The organism is Carnobacterium sp. CP1, from assembly GCF_001483965.1.
Classification (GTDB): Bacteria; Bacillota; Bacilli; order Lactobacillales; family Carnobacteriaceae; genus Carnobacterium_A; species Carnobacterium_A antarcticum.
Genome location: NZ_CP010796.1, coordinates 433,911 through 454,676 on the forward strand (window position 1 = coordinate 433,911; position 20,766 = coordinate 454,676).

General features: G+C 38.1%; 21 protein-coding genes and 1 riboswitch. Of the genes, 16 read left to right on the forward strand and 5 right to left on the reverse strand.

Features of this window, described 5'->3' with window-relative positions:
* Positions 1-23: 23 nt before the first annotated feature.
* A complete protein-coding gene (locus NY10_RS02320) occupies positions 24-413 on the forward strand; it encodes a GntR family transcriptional regulator (RefSeq protein WP_058918480.1) in 390 nt (129 codons plus the stop codon).
* Positions 410-1,540, forward strand: coding sequence for a DUF1648 domain-containing protein (locus NY10_RS02325; protein ID WP_058918481.1), 1,131 nt, complete (start codon positions 410-412; stop codon positions 1,538-1,540). Before NY10_RS02320 ends, NY10_RS02325 begins: the two co-directional genes overlap by 4 nt.
* Before the next feature lie 64 nt (positions 1,541-1,604).
* Here the strand turns inward: NY10_RS02325 and NY10_RS02330 are convergent, their stop codons facing one another.
* Genes NY10_RS02330 through aroE form a run of 4 tightly spaced genes read right to left on the reverse strand, consistent with a single transcriptional unit; the run spans position 1,605 to position 4,235 of the window.
* Positions 1,605-2,435: a prephenate dehydrogenase gene (locus tag NY10_RS02330; RefSeq protein WP_058918482.1), complete on the reverse strand. Its 831-nt coding sequence runs from the start codon at positions 2,433-2,435 to the stop codon at positions 1,605-1,607.
* Complete coding sequence (gene aroQ, locus NY10_RS02335; protein WP_058918483.1) at positions 2,432-2,890, reverse strand: type II 3-dehydroquinate dehydratase; 459 nt, start codon at positions 2,888-2,890, stop codon at positions 2,432-2,434. Before aroQ ends, NY10_RS02330 begins: the two co-directional genes overlap by 4 nt.
* Positions 2,887-3,414 (reverse strand): shikimate kinase, encoded by a 528-nt coding sequence (locus tag NY10_RS02340; protein ID WP_058918484.1) that lies wholly within the window; start codon positions 3,412-3,414, stop codon positions 2,887-2,889. The genes aroQ and NY10_RS02340 overlap by 4 nt, the downstream gene beginning before the upstream one ends.
* 8 nt (positions 3,415-3,422) lie before the next feature.
* Positions 3,423-4,235 carry a shikimate dehydrogenase gene (aroE, locus tag NY10_RS02345; RefSeq protein ID WP_058918485.1) on the reverse strand — a complete coding sequence of 271 codons (813 nt, stop codon included), beginning with the start codon at positions 4,233-4,235 and terminating at the stop codon, positions 3,423-3,425.
* Positions 4,236-4,705: 470 nt separating this feature from the next.
* Between aroE and aroF the strand changes: the two genes are divergently transcribed.
* Genes aroF through pheA form a run of 5 tightly spaced genes read left to right on the forward strand, consistent with a single transcriptional unit; the run spans position 4,706 to position 10,387 of the window.
* Entirely contained in the window at positions 4,706-5,719 is a 1,014-nt protein-coding gene (gene aroF / locus NY10_RS02350) for a 3-deoxy-7-phosphoheptulonate synthase (RefSeq protein ID WP_058918486.1), read from the forward strand.
* Between the two features lie 33 nt (positions 5,720-5,752).
* Positions 5,753-6,808, forward strand: coding sequence for a 3-dehydroquinate synthase (gene aroB / locus NY10_RS02355; RefSeq protein ID WP_058918487.1), 1,056 nt, complete (start codon positions 5,753-5,755; stop codon positions 6,806-6,808).
* A gap of 45 nt (positions 6,809-6,853) precedes the next feature.
* Entirely contained in the window at positions 6,854-8,164 is a 1,311-nt protein-coding gene (gene aroA, locus NY10_RS02360) for a 3-phosphoshikimate 1-carboxyvinyltransferase (protein ID WP_058918488.1), read from the forward strand.
* Positions 8,142-9,215 (forward strand): chorismate synthase, encoded by a 1,074-nt coding sequence (gene aroC / locus NY10_RS02365; protein ID WP_058918489.1) that lies wholly within the window; start codon positions 8,142-8,144, stop codon positions 9,213-9,215. Before aroA ends, aroC begins: the two co-directional genes overlap by 23 nt.
* A 17-nt stretch (positions 9,216-9,232) precedes the next feature.
* Entirely contained in the window at positions 9,233-10,387 is a 1,155-nt protein-coding gene (gene pheA, locus NY10_RS02370; protein WP_058918490.1) for a prephenate dehydratase, read from the forward strand.
* 41 nt (positions 10,388-10,428) lie between these two features.
* Here pheA and NY10_RS02375 read toward each other — a convergent pair whose 3' ends face one another.
* A complete protein-coding gene (locus NY10_RS02375) occupies positions 10,429-11,160 on the reverse strand; it encodes a peptidylprolyl isomerase (RefSeq protein WP_058920203.1) in 732 nt (243 codons plus the stop codon).
* 399 nt (positions 11,161-11,559) lie between these two features.
* On the opposite strand from NY10_RS02375, the gene obgE reads away from it, so the two are divergent.
* From obgE to NY10_RS02415, 9 genes are all read left to right on the forward strand, one after another.
* Entirely contained in the window at positions 11,560-12,867 is a 1,308-nt protein-coding gene (gene obgE / locus NY10_RS02380; protein WP_058920204.1) for a GTPase ObgE, read from the forward strand.
* A 174-nt stretch (positions 12,868-13,041) separates the two neighbouring features.
* The gene (gene rnz / locus NY10_RS02385; protein ID WP_058918491.1) at positions 13,042-13,986 is read left to right on the forward strand and encodes a ribonuclease Z; all 945 of its coding nucleotides are present in this window, start codon (positions 13,042-13,044) and stop codon (positions 13,984-13,986) included.
* Positions 13,987-13,997: 11 nt separating this feature from the next.
* Positions 13,998-14,801: an SDR family NAD(P)-dependent oxidoreductase gene (locus NY10_RS02390; RefSeq protein ID WP_058918492.1), complete on the forward strand. Its 804-nt coding sequence runs from the start codon at positions 13,998-14,000 to the stop codon at positions 14,799-14,801.
* Between the two features lie 99 nt (positions 14,802-14,900).
* On the forward strand, positions 14,901-15,302 hold the full coding sequence (locus NY10_RS02395) for a LapA family protein (RefSeq protein WP_058918493.1): 402 nt from the start codon (positions 14,901-14,903) through the stop codon (positions 15,300-15,302).
* A 533-nt stretch (positions 15,303-15,835) separates the two neighbouring features.
* On the forward strand, positions 15,836-16,753 hold the full coding sequence (gene ltrA, locus NY10_RS02400) for a group II intron reverse transcriptase/maturase (RefSeq protein WP_231726757.1): 918 nt from the start codon (positions 15,836-15,838) through the stop codon (positions 16,751-16,753).
* Positions 16,754-16,785: 32 nt separating this feature from the next.
* Positions 16,786-17,121 carry a group II intron maturase-specific domain-containing protein gene (locus NY10_RS12745; RefSeq protein ID WP_231726781.1) on the forward strand — a complete coding sequence of 112 codons (336 nt, stop codon included), beginning with the start codon at positions 16,786-16,788 and terminating at the stop codon, positions 17,119-17,121.
* 187 nt (positions 17,122-17,308) lie between these two features.
* Positions 17,309-17,472: riboswitch (M-box (ykoK) riboswitch) on the forward strand.
* A gap of 293 nt (positions 17,473-17,765) precedes the next feature.
* Positions 17,766-19,139 (forward strand): magnesium transporter, encoded by a 1,374-nt coding sequence (mgtE, locus tag NY10_RS02405; RefSeq protein ID WP_058920205.1) that lies wholly within the window; start codon positions 17,766-17,768, stop codon positions 19,137-19,139.
* Between the two features lie 234 nt (positions 19,140-19,373).
* On the forward strand, positions 19,374-19,988 hold the full coding sequence (locus NY10_RS02410; RefSeq protein WP_082664156.1) for an acetate uptake transporter: 615 nt from the start codon (positions 19,374-19,376) through the stop codon (positions 19,986-19,988).
* 181 nt (positions 19,989-20,169) lie between these two features.
* The gene (locus NY10_RS02415; protein WP_058918495.1) at positions 20,170-20,763 is read left to right on the forward strand and encodes a DUF1836 domain-containing protein; all 594 of its coding nucleotides are present in this window, start codon (positions 20,170-20,172) and stop codon (positions 20,761-20,763) included.
* The last annotated feature ends 3 nt before the right edge of the window (positions 20,764-20,766 follow it).

The window sequence follows — 20,766 nt, forward strand, 5'->3', positions numbered from 1 at the left end:
AACATAAGGAAGAAGTGAGCTCATTGTTTATTCATATTAAACCAGAAAGCGATACCCCTATTTATTCTCAACTGATTTACCAAATAAAGACTGGAATTTTAAAGAAAGAATTAATGCCCGGCGAGTTGCTGCCCAGTGTACGAAGCTTAGCAGGAGATATTGGTATCAACATGCATACAGTCAATAAAGCCTACAATTATTTAGTCAGAGAAGAAATCCTTATCAACCAGAAGAAAGGTTTTCAAATAAAAAACCGTGAGCAAATGAAAATGTCTGTTGAATATCAAGAAGAGTTTAAAACGAAGTTAACAGAATTGATGATCGATGCTGCTGTGTATCAGTTATCAGAGCAAGAGCTGAAAGAGATGCAACAGGCCGTCAATAAAAAAATACAGGGTGGTGAAGCAAAATGAGTTTATTCATAGGTTTTATGATCAGTTTATTTTTATTGATTGGACTCATAACTGGGTTGACTCCATTCATGGGACGTAAAAGCAGTCAATTTGGCGTTAGTTTACCGGAAAATTATCAAGAAGACCCTCAGTTAAAAAAGTGGATGAAACAGTATTGTTTCATTACGGTTTTGAGCAGTGTACTTTTTTCGTTGCCGTTTTTATGGTTTACCCGTAATAAAGATGCCGTACAAACAGAGATGCAGTTAGGCATTTACAGCGTAGTGGGGATAGCAGCAGTCTTAGCTGTCAGTGGATTAGCCTATTTGGTGATCCATAAAAAAGTGTCCACATGGAAAAAGAACTTGCCTAAAACAGCCGATCAAGACAGTGGGCAAGAAATAGTTGTAGAATTGAATTATCGGAAAAAGGGGACAACTATTTCAAACACACTGATTATCATCAGTAATTTAATCATTATTAGCGGTACGGCTTTTGCCACTTGGCTAAATTATCAACAGATCCCTGAAACGTTTCCCATTCATTGGGGAATCGATTTTAAACCCGATCGCTTTGCAACAAAATCAGTTAAAACTGTTTTTGGTTTACTAGCTGTGCAGTTGATCATGATCATTATTTTTGTGATCAGCAATTATTCCATAAAAAATGCAAAGCAATCATTGAATCCTAAAAACGCATCAGTTTCTAGTTTAAAGAATCGTTTGTTTCGGCAAGCATGGTCCCGTTTTACTTTGGTGATCTCCATGTTAACTCAATTGTTGATGAGTGCGCTCCAACTTGCTACTGTATTCGTTAACGATGTAGAGATTCAATGGTTTATTTACCTAACAATCGGCTATACCATACTTGTGATCGTTTATGCCATAGTTTTATCGATGAAGTATGGGCAAGGTGGGGAACGATTAAAGATGGCGGATTCTTTAGAAGAAAAAGATATTTTAGAATACCGTTACAATGAAGATCAGTACTGGAAATTAGGGGTTTTTTATTACAATCCTGCTGATCCGTCTATTTGGGTAGAAAAAAGGTTTGGTGTTGGAACAACAACCAACTTTGCCCGCTGGCAAAGTTGGGCGATCATCGTTGGTATCTTGATCTTAGCTTTTTCACCACTCTTATTTTTATAGCAGGTTCATGAAATCAATAACTAAGGAGGCTTCCGCTATAGCGGAAGCCTCCTTAGTTAACTTATTATAATTGACTGCGACGTTCAGTTGAATGGATAAACAAACGTTTCAATGTTTTCGTATCATTTTCAGCGACAGCCACTTTTATTTTGGTTAATTCTGTTTCGAATAAATCAATAGCCTCTAATAAGTTGGATTTGTTTCCGATAAACAATTCGCTCCATAGCTCTTCATTGATATTAGCTATTCGTGTCAACTCACGGTAACTGTCTCCAACGAAATCTCCTGTTTTTTCATTTATATCGCTGTTTACCAAAGCGACTGCAATAGCATGAGGCAATTGGCTAGTGAACCCGATTAATTGATCGTGCTCATGAGGAGTGATGCGTGTGACTTTTTTGAATCCTAATTCTTTAACCAGCTGTTCTAGAAAAACTAAATTCTTCTCTTGGTTTTTAACAGTAGGAGTTAATAAATAATTCGCGTCTTTAAAAACAGCTTGATTTGCAAAATCGATTCCTCTTTTTTCGCGACCAGCCATTGGATGTCCGAAAATAAAGTCTACAGAATCGGGTAAGAGTGGTGAAATTTCTTTGATGATTCCTTGTTTGATTCCTGTGACATCCGTTAAAATAGCATTTGGTTTAAATTTTTTTGGATGACTTTGGATGAATTGAGCGATAAGAGTAGGGTAGAGAGAAAAGATGATTAGGTCTGCTTGAGGAAGAATTTCCTCTCCATCTGTGAACCCTTCTTGAATGATACCTAGCTTTTTTGCTTTTTTTAATGTTGTTTCATTTGTATCGATTCCATAAACAGATGTATAACCAGCCTCTTTTAATGCCAACCCAAAAGAACCTCCAATGACACCTAACCCAACAAGAACAATAGTCATAACGATTCCCCCTCGGATTGCTTTAGTTGGTGCATATTTAAAGCATCCATAGCGAGTAGATAACCATCTGTTCCAAATCCTGTTACTTGTCCAATGCATGCTGGAGCGGTGACAGAGATTTTTCTGAAATCTTCTCGTTGATGGATATTCGACATATGTACTTCAACGGTAGCAATCTGGATGCTTTTGATAGCATCATGAATAGCGTAGCTGTAATGTGTATAAGCTCCGGGATTGATAATGATACCATCATACTGTTCATTAAAGGCCTTTTGTAAAGCGTCTATTATTTCGCCTTCAGAATTGCTTTGAAACAATGTTAAATCATGCTTTCGGTTTTCACCTTCAGTTTGGATAAAGGTACAAATCTCCTTAAACGTTTTGGCACCATAGACTTCTTTTTCTCTGATGCCGGTAAAATTTAGGTTGGGTCCATTGATCACCATGATTTTCATTCTGATAAACTCTCCTTTTCAACTAGCTTTAAGTGTTGAATAAACGTATGCATCTGCTGCACGGCTGTGGCAGGGGTTGTATCGTTTTCGATGATGAAATCAGCAGCTGCACGATACTGTTCAATTCGTTGTTCAAATAAACCGACCAATGTTTGTTTATCGTTTTTTAAAAGCGGCCTTCCCGAAACATCGATATCTCGCATAATCAGTTCCAATGGCCGATCAATAAAAAAAATATAAGACGTCTTTTTTAATAGCCGAATGTTTTCCTCTCTTTTAATAATGCCGCCGCCAGAGGAAACAATAGTATAGTTTTCTTTGGTTAACAGTTTGCAAACAGCTGTTTCGATATTGCGGAAATGATCTTCTCCAACTTCCCAAAGTTGAGCAATCGTTTGAGAGCTGTAGGTTTCGATATAAACGTCCATATCTATAAAAGAAAAATCAATTTCTTTGCTGAGTCTTTTTCCAAAGGTTGACTTGCCGCAACCAGGCATACCAATTAGCACAATATTTGTTTTCATATCTTCACCTACTTAAATTTGTTTTGAAAATCTTGAATTATCTTTTGGGAAACAGTGAGAGGGATAATTTGTTCTTGCCAAATTTCAACGGATTTAATTGCTTGACCAATGAGCATTTCTAATCCATTATAAGCTGGTTTATTTAAACGTCTTCCTGTTTCTAAAAAGAGCGTTTCTGTCGGATTGTAAATCAAATCAATCAAAATCAGATGCTGTGAAATAACCTGTTCATTTACTGGTGAAATCCCACAGTTTGGGTACATACCAATTGGAGTGGTGTTGATTAATAAATCGCTGTTAATTGAAGCAATGGCTTCGTAAGTCAGGTAACTGATTTTGGGGTGATTTATGACCGGACGTTGAGACGTTTTTCTTGAAACAACGCGTATCTGTTCAATACCATGATCTAGCAAATAAGTTATAGCCATTTTCGCAGAACCGCCGTTTCCTAACAGTGTTGCGGTTTTCCCTTGAATAGGAATGGCATGATTTTCAAAAATCATGCCAAACCCATGATAGTCTGTATTGTAACCAATCAGCTTTCCATCTTTTAATAAAACTGTATTGACTGCTTGCATCCGTTGAGCTTCAGAAGAGACAGAATCTAAATAAGGCAAAATGGTTTGTTTATAAGGAATGGTTACATTTGCACCTTTAATAGTTAATAATTTTAAAGCTGCTACTGCTTTTGGAAAATCAGCTTCTGTAACTTCAAACAGTTTATATGCACCTTGAATAGTTAGCATACGGTAAATTTCTTGATGAATGTTAGGGGAAAGGCTGTGCTTCAAGGTTTTTCCTAGTAATCCATAGAACTCCATTCGTTTTTCCTCCTTAGTAAAAAGAGCTTTTTATCATTTAAAATACCCTTTCACTTATCTTGAACGAAGTTTACCATATTATTATGATTTGGCAATAATTAAATAAAAATATAATGTGATTGACATTAATGTTTGGTGAGTGTTATAGTTCAATAACTAAGAACAGCAAGATTTTATTCTTGTCTCTTAATAAAACGAAAGGTGGAAGAGAAATCATGGAAAACAGTAGAATCATTCAGATGAAAACACAAAATGTAACGAATTTTTATAACTTCTTTTTCCGGGGCTTTTATTTTAGCGCTGGCTATTTTGCGTTTTATAAAACTGAATGTACCTTCCTGATGAGTGATTAATCTAACTACCTTTCAATTATCCCTAAACGCTAGGGGAATGAAATTAGAGAAGCTGGAGCTCATTAACTAATGAGCTCTATTTTTTTTTAGCGTAAAACAAAAAAAGGAGGAAACGGTATGATAATTGTATTAAAACAAGAAGCGAATCAAGTTGAAGTAAACAGGTTGACAAAGAAATTACAAAGTTTAGGGGTGACAATAAACCACTCTGCTGGGTCTACAACCACTATTTTGGGTTTGATCGGGGATACGAGTAAAATCGATATGTCTAAAATATCAGCCAATCAGGCAGTTGAAAAAGTCATGCGCGTCCAAGAACCTTACAAGAAAGCCAATCGTTTATTTCATCCAGAAAATTCAATCATCTCAGTTGATGGTGAAAAAATTGGTGGCAAACGGTTAGGAATCATCGCCGGTCCTTGTTCTGTTGAAAGTGAGGAACAGATCATTGGTATTGCTAAACGTGTTAAAGCGGCAGGAGCCAATTTTTTAAGAGGAGGGGCCTTCAAACCGAGAACATCGCCATACAGTTTCCAAGGATTAGAGCTAGAGGGACTGAATATGCTGAAGGCAGCTAAAGCAGAAACCGGCTTACCGATCGTAACGGAATTAATGTCTACTAAACACATCGATGCATTTGTAGACGATGTTGATATGGTTCAAATCGGTGCACGGAACATGCAGAACTTCGATTTATTGAAAGAGATTGGAAAAACACAATTACCCGTCCTTTTGAAGCGAGGCTTATCAGCTACGATTCAAGAGTGGTTAATGTCTGCTGAATACATCATGTCTGAGGGAAATGAAAATGTCATTCTTTGTGAACGTGGGATTCGCACATACGAAACCATTACTCGAAATACGTTAGATTTGCAAGCTGTGCCCGTTATCAAAAAATTATCTCATTTGCCTATCATTATCGATCCAAGTCACGCTGGCGGCTACACTTACTTAGTGGAACCAATGGCTAAAGCAGCTGTAGTTGCTGGAGCAGATGGTTTAATGATTGAAGTTCATGACGATCCTGAGAATGCTTGGAGCGATGGCGAACAATGCCTGACTCCAGATGAGTTCGATCGTTTGATGGATAAAGCCAAACGATTAGCAGAAGTTGAAGGAAGAGAAATTTAATGAACTCAGAATGGAATGGGAGGAAGGGGAATTATGGCAGAATTAGTAGTCGATTTAAAAGAACAGAGCTATCCATTAAAAATTCGCAAAGGACTCTTAAATGACGTTGGTTTAGAAATCACTCGTTTCTACCATGGGAAAAAAGTAGCCATCATAACCGATCAAACCGTTGCACGTTATTATGAAAAGCAAGTAAAGGAGGGTCTGTTGAAAGAGGGATACGAGGTTGTGGTGATTGCCCTTCCTCCAGGAGAAGAATCTAAATCTTTGAATCAGCTGCCATTTTTGTATAAAGCATTAATCGATTTTGGATTAACGAGAAGCGATTTAATTGTAGCGCTGGGAGGCGGAGTTGTTGGGGATGTTGGAGGATTTTCCGCTGCCACTTTTTTAAGAGGAATCCCATTTGTTCAAATCCCGACGACTTTACTGGCACAGGTTGACAGCAGCATCGGCGGAAAAGTTGCTGTTGATTTGCCAGAAGGAAAAAATTTGGTAGGCAGCTTTTACCATCCTGTATTAGTTTTGATCGACCCGCTTGTTTTGGAAACGTTAAGCGATCGTTTCTTTTACGATGGGATGGCAGAAGTCATTAAGTATGCTTGTATCCTAGACGTTGATTTCTTTGCTTTTTTAAAAACGCTAAAGACTAGAGCAGAGATGACAAAACAAATCGAACAAATTATTTATACGTGTTGTTCTCTAAAAAAAGCAATCGTTGAATCAGACGAAAGAGATACTGCTGAACGAATGTTGTTAAATTTTGGTCATACCCTTGGTCATGCTTTGGAAACATTTTACGCTTATAAAAAGTACACTCACGGGGAAGCTGTTGCCATTGGGATGTATCAAATCACATTGCTTGCCGAAGAAAAAGGATTATCGGCTATTGGCACAGCTGAAACGATCAAATCGCTTTTGATCCAATATCATTTGCCCTACACCTTAGAACACAAAGATTATGCAGCAGTATTGGAGTATGTAGCACTTGATAAAAAGAATATAAACGGGGTTTTAAAAGTTGTTTTATTAAAAACTATTGGAAAATCGTATTTGGAAGAAACAACCGCCACATTTTTTGTGAATTAAATAGGTAGGTTTAATAAGTAGAAATAGTTAAAAAGAGGTGAGCAAATGACGGATTTAATTCTAACACCAGCTAAATTGTCCGGAGCCGTTACAGTTCCTCCTTCTAAGAGTATGGCCCACCGAGCCGTGATCTGCGCAGCGTTAAGCGAAGGAAAGAGCTTGTTGACAAACATTGAACATTCTGATGATATTATAGCTACCATTGAAGCCATGCGCTCGTTAGGAGCCAGTTTCAATAGAAAAGAAGCTGGTTTGGAAGTAGCAGGTATCGACTGGGAAGCTGAAACAGTAAATGAGCTCGAAAAAGACCAGTCAAGGACAATCGACTGTAACGAATCAGGTTCAACACTGCGTTTTTTGATTCCAATCGCTACTCTATTCGAAGGCGACACACGTTTTATCGGCAGAGGTAATTTAGGCACACGTCCGTTAGAGCCCTATTATCAAATTTTTGATAGGCAAGGAATTGCCTACACAAAACAAGCAAACCAATTGCATTTGACGATCAATGGAGACTTACAACCTGATTTATTCGAATTACGAGGCGATGTTAGTTCACAGTTTATTTCTGGTTTATTATTTGCACTGCCGCTGTTAAAGAATGATTCAAAAATCGTCATCACAACAGAATTGGAATCTAAAGGTTACATAGATTTAACATTAAGTATGATGCAAACTTTTGGTATCGAGGTTTTGAACAATGACTATCGTGAATTGATCATTAAAGGAAATCAGCGTTATCAAAAACAAGAGTATCGAATTGAAGGAGATTATTCGCAAGCTGCCTTTTTCTTATGTGCAGATGCACTAGCAAATCAAGTTGTCGTTCAAGACTTAAAGCCCCATTCATTACAAGGCGATCGAGAAATTATTGCCATCTTGGAACGAATGGGTGTTGAAATATTAAGCACTCCTCACGCTTTAGAAGGCAAGCCAACAGGCAGGTTAAAAGCTGCGTTAATTGACGGTTCACAATGCCCTGATATCATTCCCGTCGTTTCTTTAGTTGCTGCTTTGAGCGAAGGGACAACAGAAATTATTAATGCAGGAAGATTAAGAATCAAAGAATGCGACCGTTTAAAAGCTGTTACCAGTGAATTATCTAAACTAGGAGCAGTAATTTTTGAAACAGCAGATGGGTTGATTATTGAAGGAGTTGAGCAGCTTGTTGGAGGCGTTGAAGTTTGGAGTCACAAAGACCATCGTATTGCTATGATGTTAGCCATTGCAGCTACCGTTTGCCAAGAACCAATCGTCTTGAAAGATGCTGAATGTGTCTCAAAATCTTATCCTCATTTTTGGGAAGATTATACTATGTTAGGAGGAAACAGCCATGAGCGGTGTTTGGGGAAATAAATTAAAAATTTCTATTTTTGGCGAATCACATGGGGTTGGAATCGGAGTGGTGATCAATGGATTGCCAACGGGTTTTGAAGTTGATTGGGATGAAGTATTAGTAGAAATGGCTAGAAGAGCGCCAGGTCAAAATGATTTAACCACCCCTCGGAAAGAATCTGATTTACCTGAGGTTTTAAGCGGGTTGTTTGAAGGGAAAACAACAGGTGCTCCTTTAACCGCGATTATACGCAATCAGGATACCCGTTCTAAAGACTACAGTCAGTTGAAAAACATTATGCGTCCTGGGCAAGCAGACTACCCTGGACACGTGCGTTATGGCGGTCACAATGATCATCGCGGCAGCGGTCACTTTTCGGGAAGGATCACCGCTCCTTTGGTTTTTGCTGGAGCGATCTGCAAACAACTACTAGCTGAAAAAGGCATAATGATTGGGTCGCATATCAAGAGCATCGGTACGATTCAAGATATCAGCTTCAATGAAACTACCGTAACTAAAGAGCAACTAGAAAAATTTAAGACAGAACAATTGCCTGTTTTTAATGAAGCAAAAGCAGAAGAGATGAAGCAGCTGATTTTAGCTGCAAAACAAGAGGGTGATTCTGTTGGCGGAACGGTAGAATGTATGGTTTTAGGTTTAGAAGCCGGATACGGCAATCCTTTTTTCGATTCTATTGAATCAACGCTCGCTCATTTAATGTTCTCTGTTCCAGCAGTCAAGGGAATTGAATTTGGAACAGGCTTTGCCATTACAGAACTTTTTGGTTCACAGAGCAATGACGCTTACTACTATGAAGGGGATCAAATTAAAACGGCTACCAATCATAACGGCGGAATCATCGGAGGAATTTCAAACGGGATGCCGATTGTTTTTCGCGCAGCTGTAAAACCTCCTGCATCGATTACAAAAAAACAGCAAACGATCAACATTTCAGAAAAAAAAGACGCGGAGCTAGTGATCGAAGGACGACATGATCCTTGCATCGTTCCAAGAGTTTTGCCAGTTATTGAAGCTGTAACAGCTATTGGAATATTAGATCTGATGCTTTAGCAAAAGGGGGTCGCAAAATGACAGAAATTGAAGAGTACCGAAAAAAAATCGATGAGATCGATCAGCAACTGACCCAACTCTTTGAACAGCGAATGGAGACGGTCAAAAAAGTCGGCCAATATAAAAAAGCTAAACACTTACCCATCTATAATGAAAATAGAGAAGCAGAAGTTATTAGTAAAAACCAAGCTTATTTGGTGGATTCTGCTTATCAACAAGGACTAGCTTTATTTTTTCAACAGCTGATGGCTATTTCAAAAAGGTTACAAAACAAAAACTCCAGCACAGAACAACCGTTGGACTTGCCTTTTGTTCCAGCTTCTTCTAAAAAAACTAAAAAAAATCCTAAAGTTGGGTGTTATGGAGCAGAAGGATCTTTTAGTGAAGAAGCCATGTTGAGTTACTTTGGTTCGGTTGAACAACCACATTACTTTACTAAGTTCGAAGATGTTTTTTCAGCTATTGAACAAAATGACATTGACTATGGGGTTGTGCCGATTGAAAACTCATCGACAGGAGCTATTACAAAAATTTATGACTTATTAACTCAATACGATTTTTACATCGTTGGAGAACAATACATCCACGTAGACCAGTATTTGGTTGGGTTCCAGGACACCGAACTTGCTAACGTCGCTGAAGTCTATTCTCATCCACAGGGTTTTGAACAAAGCATGCTTTTTTTAAATCAGCATCCTGAGTGGAAGTGGATACCTTATCGTAGTACTTCAGAGAGTGCCAAATTAGTCAGCGAATTAAAAGACCTTACCAAAGTTGCTATTTCCAGTAAACGAGCTGCAGATCGATACAACCTTACTGTACTTCAAGAAAAGGTCAATGATCAACATGAGAACAGCACGCGTTTTATTGTGTTATCAAAACGGTTAGAATCGTCTGATGTATGCAGCAAAGTTAGTGTTCTCTTTTCAATTGAACATCGAGTGGGGACGCTGCATCATTTGTTGCACCACTTCGCTGAAAACAAATTGAATTTGATAAAAATCGAATCTCGTCCAGTCGCCAATGAACCCTGGCATTATCTGTTTTACATTGATTTTGAAGGAAACGTAAACATGCCAGAAGTTCAACAAGCATTGCAAACCATTCACCAAACGAGTTCTTTTTTTAAAGTCATCGGCACCTATCAGGCCGCTGAAAAAAATAAAAAATAAAAAAACGGTGAAGCAGAATTTAGTTTCCGCTTCACCGTTTCTTATTCATGGACGACAATAGAATCTACTGTTACAGGTTCAATAGGCAAATCATTTTTAGCAGTTTTTAAAGCAGCGATGGCGTCGACAACTTCCATACCATGAATGACTTGACCGAAAACAGTATAATGGCCATCCAATGATGGATAACCGCCTTTTTCGTAAGCTTCAGCTATTTCATTAGGGACAGTATCTGCTATAGAGCTCGACATGTCTTGTTGATTTTGAACAATGAAAAATTGACTGCCGATTGAAATAGGAGCATTGGTTTTTGCCATCGCAAGCGCCCCTCTAATATGATAAAGCTGATCAGAAGGCTCTACTTCGAATGGTTCTCTCCAGATACTTTCGCCACCTGTACCCGTTCCTTCAGGATCGCCACCTTGAATCATAAAATCTTGAATCACACGATGGAAAATGGTTCCATCGTAATAGCCTTTTTTGCTGAGGGAAATAAAATTCTCTACTGCTTTAGGCGCTAATTCAGGAAAAAGTTTGATTTTGATGGTCCCCATAGAAGTTACCATATCTACCGCTGTTTCATTTTCAGCGATATCTGTTGACAGTTGTGGAAAGGAATGGATTGTTTCTTTTGTTGTGGAAAGGGAGGTCGAACTTATTTGTGTTGATGAAGTCGTTGGTTGACTAGGAATCAGAAAAAAGACACCATAAATAATCATAGCTACGGCTATGATGAATAAGAGACCTCCGAGCAGAAGTTTAGTTGATTTCATGTTTCGCATTTCACGTCCTTTTATATTAGTCCTTTTTCATTATACGCTAGATGAGCCAAAGTTTAAATAGTTAAAATGAAATGATTTTTGTATTAAAAAAAGAAGAGGAATCGTTTTTATGGAAGAACATTGAAAAAAGAAGCGAATTATCTGTTGATTTTATTTGATTTAAATAGACAAACAAGTAAAACACACGTACAATAGAAAATGGATTAGAATGGGGTATACTGAACAATACTTCCTTTTTTTAGAGAATACGTGATGAAGAACAATCTTGATTACATCTTGGAACAAATGTAACAGCAAGAACTATCGCTACATCTAAAGAGTAACCCAAAAGATAAATCAAAATGAAACTCTCATAAACTCAAAAAAATGAGGAGGAAACTAACGATGTCAATGTTTTTAGATCAAGTAACAATTAATGTGAAAGCCGGAAAAGGCGGCGATGGCATGGTTGCTTTCAGGCGCGAAAAGTATGTGCCGGATGGCGGACCAGCAGGTGGAGATGGCGGAAAAGGCGGAAGTTTGATTTTTGTCGTAGACGAAGGTCTCCGTACGTTAATGGATTTCCGTTTCACGCGTCACTATAAAGCTGAAGATGGCGAAAATGGAATGAGTAAAAGTATGCACGGTCGTGGGGCAGGCGATAAAGTAGTTAAAGTTCCGCCTGGTACGGTTGTGCGTGATATAGATACAGGTATTGTCCTAGGCGATTTGATTCATGATGGTCAACGCTTAGTTGTCGCAAAAGGCGGACGCGGCGGACGTGGCAATGTTCGTTTCGCTACTCCAAGAAACCCAGCACCAGAAGTTGCTGAAAATGGTGAGCCTGGCGAAGAACGCAATTTAGAACTAGAATTAAAAGTCTTAGCGGATGTTGGATTAGTTGGTTACCCATCTGTGGGGAAATCAACTTTGCTATCTGTTGTTTCTGCAGCCCGGCCTAAAATCGGAGCGTATCATTTTACGACATTGGTTCCTAATTTAGGAATGGTTCAAACGGACAATGGCAAAAGTTTTGTTATGGCCGACTTACCAGGACTGATTGAAGGGGCTTCACAGGGTATTGGGCTTGGGATTCAGTTTTTACGTCATATTGAGCGGACACGAGTTATTCTGCATGTCATTGATATGAGCGGCAGCGAAGGAAGAGATCCTTATGATGACTATGTAACCATCAATAACGAATTAGAAAGTTATGATTTACGGTTGATGGAACGTCCTCAATTAATTGTTGCGAATAAAATGGATATGCCAGAAGCAGAAGAAAATTTAAAAGCTTTCAGAAAAAAAATACAAGCACTGAAAAAAGATGAATACGACGATGATATTTTAATTTTCCCGATTTCGGCAGTCACTCATAAAGGAACAAGCAATTTATTGAATGCAACAGCCGACATATTGGACGTTACTTCGGAATTCCAATTAGAAGAATTGGATCAAGAAGAAGAAACAGTACTCTATAAATATACCCCAGAAGAAAAAGGGTATGAAATCACAAGAGATCCAGATGCTACATGGGTTCTTTCTGGTGAGAAACTTGAAAAACTGTTCAAGATGACTAATTTCAGCCACGATGAATCCATCAGACGTTTTGCTCGTCAATTAAGAGCTATGGGCATTGATGAAGAAATGCGCGAAAGAGGCGCAGTAGACGGAGATACAGTTCGTATTATGAAATATGAATTTGAGTTTGTTGAGTAGCAGTAATTTGAATAGTGTAAAGAAGAATCCAATGGATGGCGACATCTTATTGGGTTCTTTTTTGATACGAGTAAGTGCTTATCGCTAATTCAAGTGAAGTTTGCTAAAATAAAGTGAATCGTTTGAGCACTATTGCTATTCAATAAAAATATGACACAGTTGGGACAGGATAAAATGGAATTATTATTTTTAGGAACCGGTGCAGGAGTTCCGGCAAAACATCGCAATGTCACAAGCATTGCACTAAAATTGTTAGAAGAACGAAACAGTATTTGGCTATTTGATTGTGGAGAAGCCACGCAACAGCAAATTCTGCACACTACTTTAAAACCGCGTAAGATAAATAAGATTTTTATTACACATCTTCATGGAGATCATATTTTTGGATTGCCTGGTTTGATCAGCAGCCGAGCTTTTCAAGGGGGAGAAGACCCATTAACGATTTACGGACCAAAAGGCATCAAAAATTTTGTGTTGACCAGTTTGAAAGTTTCAGGTACTTTTTTGAAGTATCCATTAAATTTTCATGAAATTCATGAAGCAGGTGTGATTTTTGAAGATGCACAATTTAAGGTTTCATGCTTGCCGCTAGAACACGGCATCCAATCGTTTGGTTACCGAGTTGAAGAAGCTGATCATCAAGGAAGTCTGAAAGTTGAAAAATTAAAAGAAGCCGGAGTGCCTTTTGGTCCGCTGTATGGAAAGTTAAAGAACGGCGAAACCATTACTTTAGCGGATGGTCGGATTTTTAACGGTCAAGATTTTATTGGAGAAACACAAAAAGGACGAGTGGTCGCTATTTTAGGAGATACAAAAAAAACTGCCAATAGTGCTATTTTAGCTCAAAATGCTGACGTATTGGTACATGAAAGCACCTTTGAAGGATCTGATCGAAAAATGGCTCGTGACTACAACCATTCAACGAATCTGGATGCAGCTGAAGTTGCTTTAGATGCAGGCGTTAAACAACTGCTTTTAACTCATATCAGCGCTCGCTACCTTGGAAAAGATGTTCATCTATTGGAAAAAGAAGCACAAAAAATCTTTAAACAGACTCATATCGTAAAGGATTTTGAAGAAATTGATATTCCGTTAAAAAGAACGACAACTAAGAAATGAGGGTGTAAGATATGGCAAACAAGCGAAACGGCTTAGCGAATAAGATTGTACTTATTACGGGAGGTTCCACTGGTTTAGGGGAACAAATCGCTTATGAAGCAGCTAAGCAAGGTGCAATCGTAGTGGTCAGTGCTCGCAGGATGGATTTACTAGCAGAAGTAAAAAAGAAGTGTGCAAACTACTCTGGAAAAGCAGCTTACGCCTATGCTATGGATGTTTCTGATCCAGAAGAAATTCAGACGGTTATTGAAACCATCCATCAAGAAGTAGGCGCTGTTGATATTTTAGTTAACAATGCTGGTTTTGGCCATTTTGAAGAAGCATTGACCTTTAAAATGAGTGTTGCTGAAAATATGTTTAGGGTAAATGTCTTGGGAATGATGTATGTAACTCAATTAGTCGCTATCCAAATGGCAGAAAAACGTCAAGGCCATATTATCAATGTGGCTTCACAAGGAGGCAAAATGGCAACTCCGAAGTCAAGTATTTATTCAGCTACAAAATTTGCTGTCATAGGGTACTCAAATGCCTTACGATTGGAGTTAAAACCTTTAAATGTTTTTGTTACAACTGTAAATCCAGGACCAATTGAAACCAACTTCTTTGATATTGCAGATGAAAGCGGAAAATATTTAGAAAAAGTTGGAAGCATGGTCTTAAATTCTACTGTTGTTGCAAAACGTGTCGTGGCTTTGATGGGCACGTCTAAAAGAGAGTTAAATCTTCCTTATTCTATGGAAATAGCTGGAAAATTGTATTACTTATTTCCGAAAGTAGGAGATTTTTTAGCATTGAATCTATTTAACAATAAATAAAGAGTTTTCATTAGGGGAAGAAACCCCGTTATGCTAAAATCAATGTATAGAAATTGAGCAGAGTTTCAGTTTTATTTTTAGTAAAAGGGGGAAGATAAAATGAAAAAACAGTGGGGCATTGTGGTAGCTATTATATTAGTTTTAATGATTGCTTTATTTGCAGTAGTGAATGTAGAAGCGGTTCCAGTTAACTTTGGCTTTACAATGGTGTCGTGGCCGCTGATCATGGTGATCTTAGGTTCTTTATTTATTGGGGCACTGATAACGGTGTTGATTGCAACGAATTCTGCTTTTAAGACCAAGAAACAAATTAAAAATTATAAAGATGAATTATCCAAAATAGACCAAACGAAACAAAATGAACTAGATAATGTGAGAATGGAATATGAACAAAAATTAAACGATCAAGATGCTAAAATCATTGAACAAGAAAATAAAATCAACAGTTTAGAAAAAGAATTGATCGATCGAATGACTCATGCAACACCAGACAACAAATAAAACACAATGGATTATTTTTAGGGTATGAAAGAAATAACTTCCTTTAAAAGATTGGGACAATTTTTTGTCTCAATCTTTTTTGGTGCGCCCGGCATGGGTGATAACTTGGTGGTGAAAGTCCACTACAGGCTTGGCAGTAGGAACTGTTAGCGAATAGCAAGGGTGTCTTTCGCGAGAAAGAATCCGAAGGAAGCTGGACGAGCTTGCCAAACAAAGCGAAGTCCGATACTGCACGAGTCTCCTACAGTAAATGAGGCAGTGACATGAGTGGAAGGTTATAACTCTTACCCGGGGAGGTCTCACTAGCGGTAAATACCGTAGTAACAACGAATAGTGAGAAGTCAGCAGACGCCATAGTAGGAGAACACAGTTCTCTGTAGGGCAGAACAATAATAATCTTGGAATAAACAAGGAGGTGGATGTAGCTCACGACTACAGAAAACATCGTGGTATAGACCGAAAGATGGCTACTCTTGGAGGGATAAGTTGGAAACGAAAGAGTACAAGAGAGTGTAGAGAGCTACAGTAACGATATGATGAAACAAGATAGTATCTCATTAATCAATCAAATCGCTAATTCAGATAATTTAAAGTCAGCCAGCAAGAAAGTGTATCAAAATAAAGGAGCTGCCGGTATCGATGGAGTGACCGTTCATGAATTGGACGCTCACTTAATAAAATATGGTCAGCAAATGATAGAGAAGATGAGAGCAGGAACTTACCAACCACAACCTGTTAAGCTGGTTTCTATCCCTAAGGATAACGGTGGTATAAGAAACTTGGGAATTCCTGTGGTGCGAGATCGAGTGGTGCAACAAGCTATTCTACAAGTGATTGAACCCATCATTGACCCTTCCTTTTCGACATACAGTTATGGTTTTAGGAAAGGCAGGAACGCTCATCAAGCGATTAAACAGGCAGAACAATATGTATCCGAAGGATACAAAACGATTGTCGACTGTGATTTGCGTAACTATTTTGATACAGTTCATCATCAGAAGTTGATGAATTACCTCAACTACTATATCCAAGATAAAATAGTGTTGCGGTTAATATGGAATTTTCTTAAAGCTGGAATTATGGACGGCAATGTCTTTATTGAGAATTATAAAGGAACCCCTCAAGGTGGAGTTATCTCTCCACTATTCGCTAATGTCTATTTAAATCAACTAGATAGAGAATTAGAGAAGCGAGGACACCGGTTTGTACGTTATGCGGACGACTTTTGTATCTATGTGAAAACACCTAGAGCAGGAGAACGAGTTTTAAAAAGCGTGACGACCTTTATAGAGGGAAACCTCCGGTTGGAGATTAATACGGAAAAAAGTAAAGTGACTACTCCAGCTAAAGCTAAGTTTCTAGGTTTCACTATCTGGAAAACACAGGGAAAGTCAGAAGCCGCCCATCTAAGGCGGCTAAACTCAAGTTCCGTAACCGACTCAGAAAACTAACGAGCCGAAAACGTCCTGGTACATTCAAACAAATTATAAAAGAAATTGACCTCTATACACAAGGCTGGATTAATTATTATGGAATTGGAGATATGAAAAGCTTTATCAAGAGCGTAGCTCATTGGCTAAATCATCGATTGAGACAACTATGTTGGAAACGATGGAACAAAGTATCGACTAAATTTCGTATGTTAAGAAAGTATGGAATAGAGAAAGAAGAAGCATGGAAGGTGGCTAATACGAGAAAAGGGTATTGGCGTATGACCCGTACCCACACACTTCACCGAGCGATTACGAAGAAAAAGCTGGTAAATTGGGGTCTAAAAGACCTGAACCAACTTTTCCAGCAGAGATACTTAAGTTATTGAACCGCCGTATACCGAACGGTACGTACGGTGGTGTGAGAGGTCGGAGCCGTAAGGCTCCTCCTACTCGATTAATATAGAATAGAATTCAGACAGATCAAAGTTAGAAAAGACTAAAGCGCATCATTAAAAAAGAGCTGGCTTGAATATTAATTTTTTTTGTCCTACAATGAATAAGATAGATAGAATTAAATAGCCTTGTTAGGTGAGGCTACTGTACCAGAGATAAGCTACTGCCCAGAAACGTCCAAAGACGCCAACGGGTCAACAGGAATTTTCGAATTAAGGAAATTTTTAACGTAGCTGGGTCTGACCCTATGCTGTACAGTGCTGAAACTCAATGAAGGGGTGCGGGGATTAAGCCCATTTGAAGCAACTTGCCCAGCAATTGTTTTGCACGCCCTTCGGAGCGTGTTTTTTTTGTTTCTATTTTATCTTAAAGACAGATAGGAGCAGAAGAATAATTTTGCTCCTATCTTGCTCTTGATGCCTTATCATAAAATCCTTTAAGGGAGGTGGTTCGGATGGATTCTATTCCGTCTTGTCGACAGATGAAACAAATCAAAAACATCCCATCCATACGCTACATAAACTATTACAAGAAGGAGAAGCTCGTTTGAGGAGCCTTCCTGAGAGGAATGATTTTAATGAAAAGAATTGATGATAGAAAAAATAATTACTATGAAGGAATCTTTAAAGCTGCGAAGGAAAATAATCGTAAGAAGTTTCGTAAGTTATTCTTAAAACTCCATACAAATGACCAAGTAGAACTCTTCCATCTTCTATATACTGAAAAAAAGAAAAAAGTAGAGAGTTTCTTGGAACCGTCAGAGTTTGCGGAATTATTTGAATGGATGGATCCCGCTGATCAAACGGAAGCCTATGAAGCCTTTTCAACTGAATATATTGCGAATTTATTCCATTATATGGAGATAGATAATGTGGTGGATTTTTTATCCTACCGAGATGACGAAGAAAGACAGGCTCTCTTAAACCAGTTGGATGCAGCAGAAAGAAGCAGAGTAGAAGAAATGCTTGCCTATGAGCCAGAGACTGCCGGATCCATTATGACTAAAGGATTTATCAGTGTTTCTCCTGAAAACACTGTGCAGCAGACGGTAAAAATGGTGCGTATCTTTGCTAAAGAAACAGAAATGGTTTACTATATTTATGTTTTAGATAAAGAAAACAGATTGGTAGGTATTTTGTCTCTTCGTGACATGATTCTTCATCCAGAAGATACAAAAGTTCAAGACGTTATGCTTACCCAGCTAACCTTTGTGAGAATCAATGATGACCAGGAAGTAGTTGCACGTATGATTCAAGATTACGATTTACTAGCAGTTCCTGTTTTAAACGATGAAGATGTGATGTTAGGAATTGTAACTGTTGACGATGTGATGGATATTCTAGTTGAAGAGACTACAGAAGATTTTAATGAATTTTCTGCTATCCGAAAAACTAAAAGCAAAATGGAAAGAGGAGAAGAAAGCGCTTGGCAAACTGCTCGAGTAAGGATGCCGTGGATCATCATCCTTGTTTTCTTGGGAATGATCAGTGCCTCTTTAATTAGTTCTTTTGAAGAAACTTTGAATCAAGTTGTAGTGCTTGCTGCTTTTATCCCCATTATTATGGATTCAGCCGGAAATGTAGGAACGCAGTCATTGGCAGTAGCGGTCCGAAACATTTCTATGGGAGAAAAAAGAACCAAGGAAGAATTTTGGCAGAATATACTAAAAGAATTAGTAGCAGGAATGATAATCGGGTTAGCTGCGGGAATAGTATTAGCACTCGTAGTATGTATCTTTTATCAGAATCTAGTTTTAGCAGTGATTATTGGGTTTTCTCTTTTTGTGACCTTAAGCTTGTCTACTGTAGTGGGTGCTGTAATTCCTTTTCTTATCAACAGACTGAAAATTGACCCTGCTATTGCTTCTGGTCCTTTCATCACGACCATCAATGATGCAATGGGGTTATTGATTTACTTTAGCGTAGCAACAAAACTACTCCATGTGCTTTAAAAATCTGGAAGCAGCACCAAACGTATCTCAAGACGTTTGGTGCTGCTCTTTTTAGGGCAAACCTAAAACAGTACTTTTCTATCTAAAAGATTTTAACCAATCTAAAGAGAACTTGTGAATCAAAGTGTCGGTTTAAAGGATTGAAAGCGAAATCAATCAAAGTGTTATTGACTCAAGCTGTAGGAGATGCTACTTTGAATAAGTTGATATTACAAACAGAGGAGTATGCATACAGTGAAAAAAGAACATGTTCAGGTTAAACAGGTAATAATAGATCCAACAGCAATTGGATTATTTGGATTAGCAATGGTGACATTAGTTGCTTCTACACAAAAATTAGGATGGACTAACGGCGTTTCCGGTATCGTCCCTTGGGCTTTTATGCTAGGTGGAATTGGGCAGTTGATTGCTTCGTCATATGATGCAAAACACAACAATTTATTTGGAGCAACAGCTTTTGCAGCTTACGGCTTATTTTGGTTAGGAACAGGAATGAGCTGGATGGTTCAAAACGGTTTATTTGGAGCTGCTTTTCAGGCAATGTATGACCCTAGACAATTAGGTGTGGCTTTCTTAGGCTACTTTGTTTTCACTGTGTTTATGACATTGGGAGCGATGGAAACCAATAAAAATTTATTTATGATTTTCTTATTGATTGCTTTTCTTTTCTTAGGGCTGTTTATGTCAAGTTTTGGAATTGCAGAAAACTTCTTTCACATGATGGCTGCTATTGCTGAGTTTTTGATTGCTATCTTTGCTTTTTATGGAAGTGCGGCAGCAGTTTTAAATGGACATTTTGGTTATACTTTCTTGCCAATCGGCAAACCTTTTGGTATTTTTAAAAAATAAAAAAAGAAACTCCTCTTCTTGCAAGAGGAGTTTAAACCACGCTATTATGTATGCGGTTACCTTTAGGTGCTGATTCTTCGAAGTGCTTTTCAAAAAAATATCTAGTTTCAATAACTAGTTTGTCTAGTTATCTGACTTATGGTAAACTATGGGTAATTAAATTGTTAGAATAGGTGACTACATGAATAAAATAGAAGAAGAATTAATAGCCTGGACAAAAGAAATTACTCAATTTCGGTTTCCGCGTTGGGAAGACTTGCCAGATTTTGATTTATACATGGATCAAGTACTGACTTTGATTGATACTTATCTTTCTGTGTTTAATCCGAGTCAACAGAAAAAAATCATTACGGCGTCAATGGTAAATAATTATGTGAAATTAGGGTTGATTCCAGCTCCTGTGAAAAAGCGATATAAGAAAAAACATTTAGCGTACCTAATTGCGATTTCTGTTTTGAAACAAGTCTTGACTATTCCAGAAGTTAAAGAAGGAATTATCTATCAAGCTTCAATCAGCGGCATTCGGGAAGCGTATGATTTGTTTTGTACTGAACAAGAAGCAGCTTTGATAGCTATCGCTTCACATTTGGAGAAAAAAGATCGACACCCTTTGCCGTTGATGCCAAATGATACAGATATGGCTAATTTAGTTGTTCGCACTGCAACGATAGCGGTAGCGACTAAAATCGTTACTGAAAAAACGTTATCTTTGATTGCTCAAGAAAAAACAGCAAATAGGAAAGAGACCAAACAAAAAAAAGAAACTGAACTGTGAGGA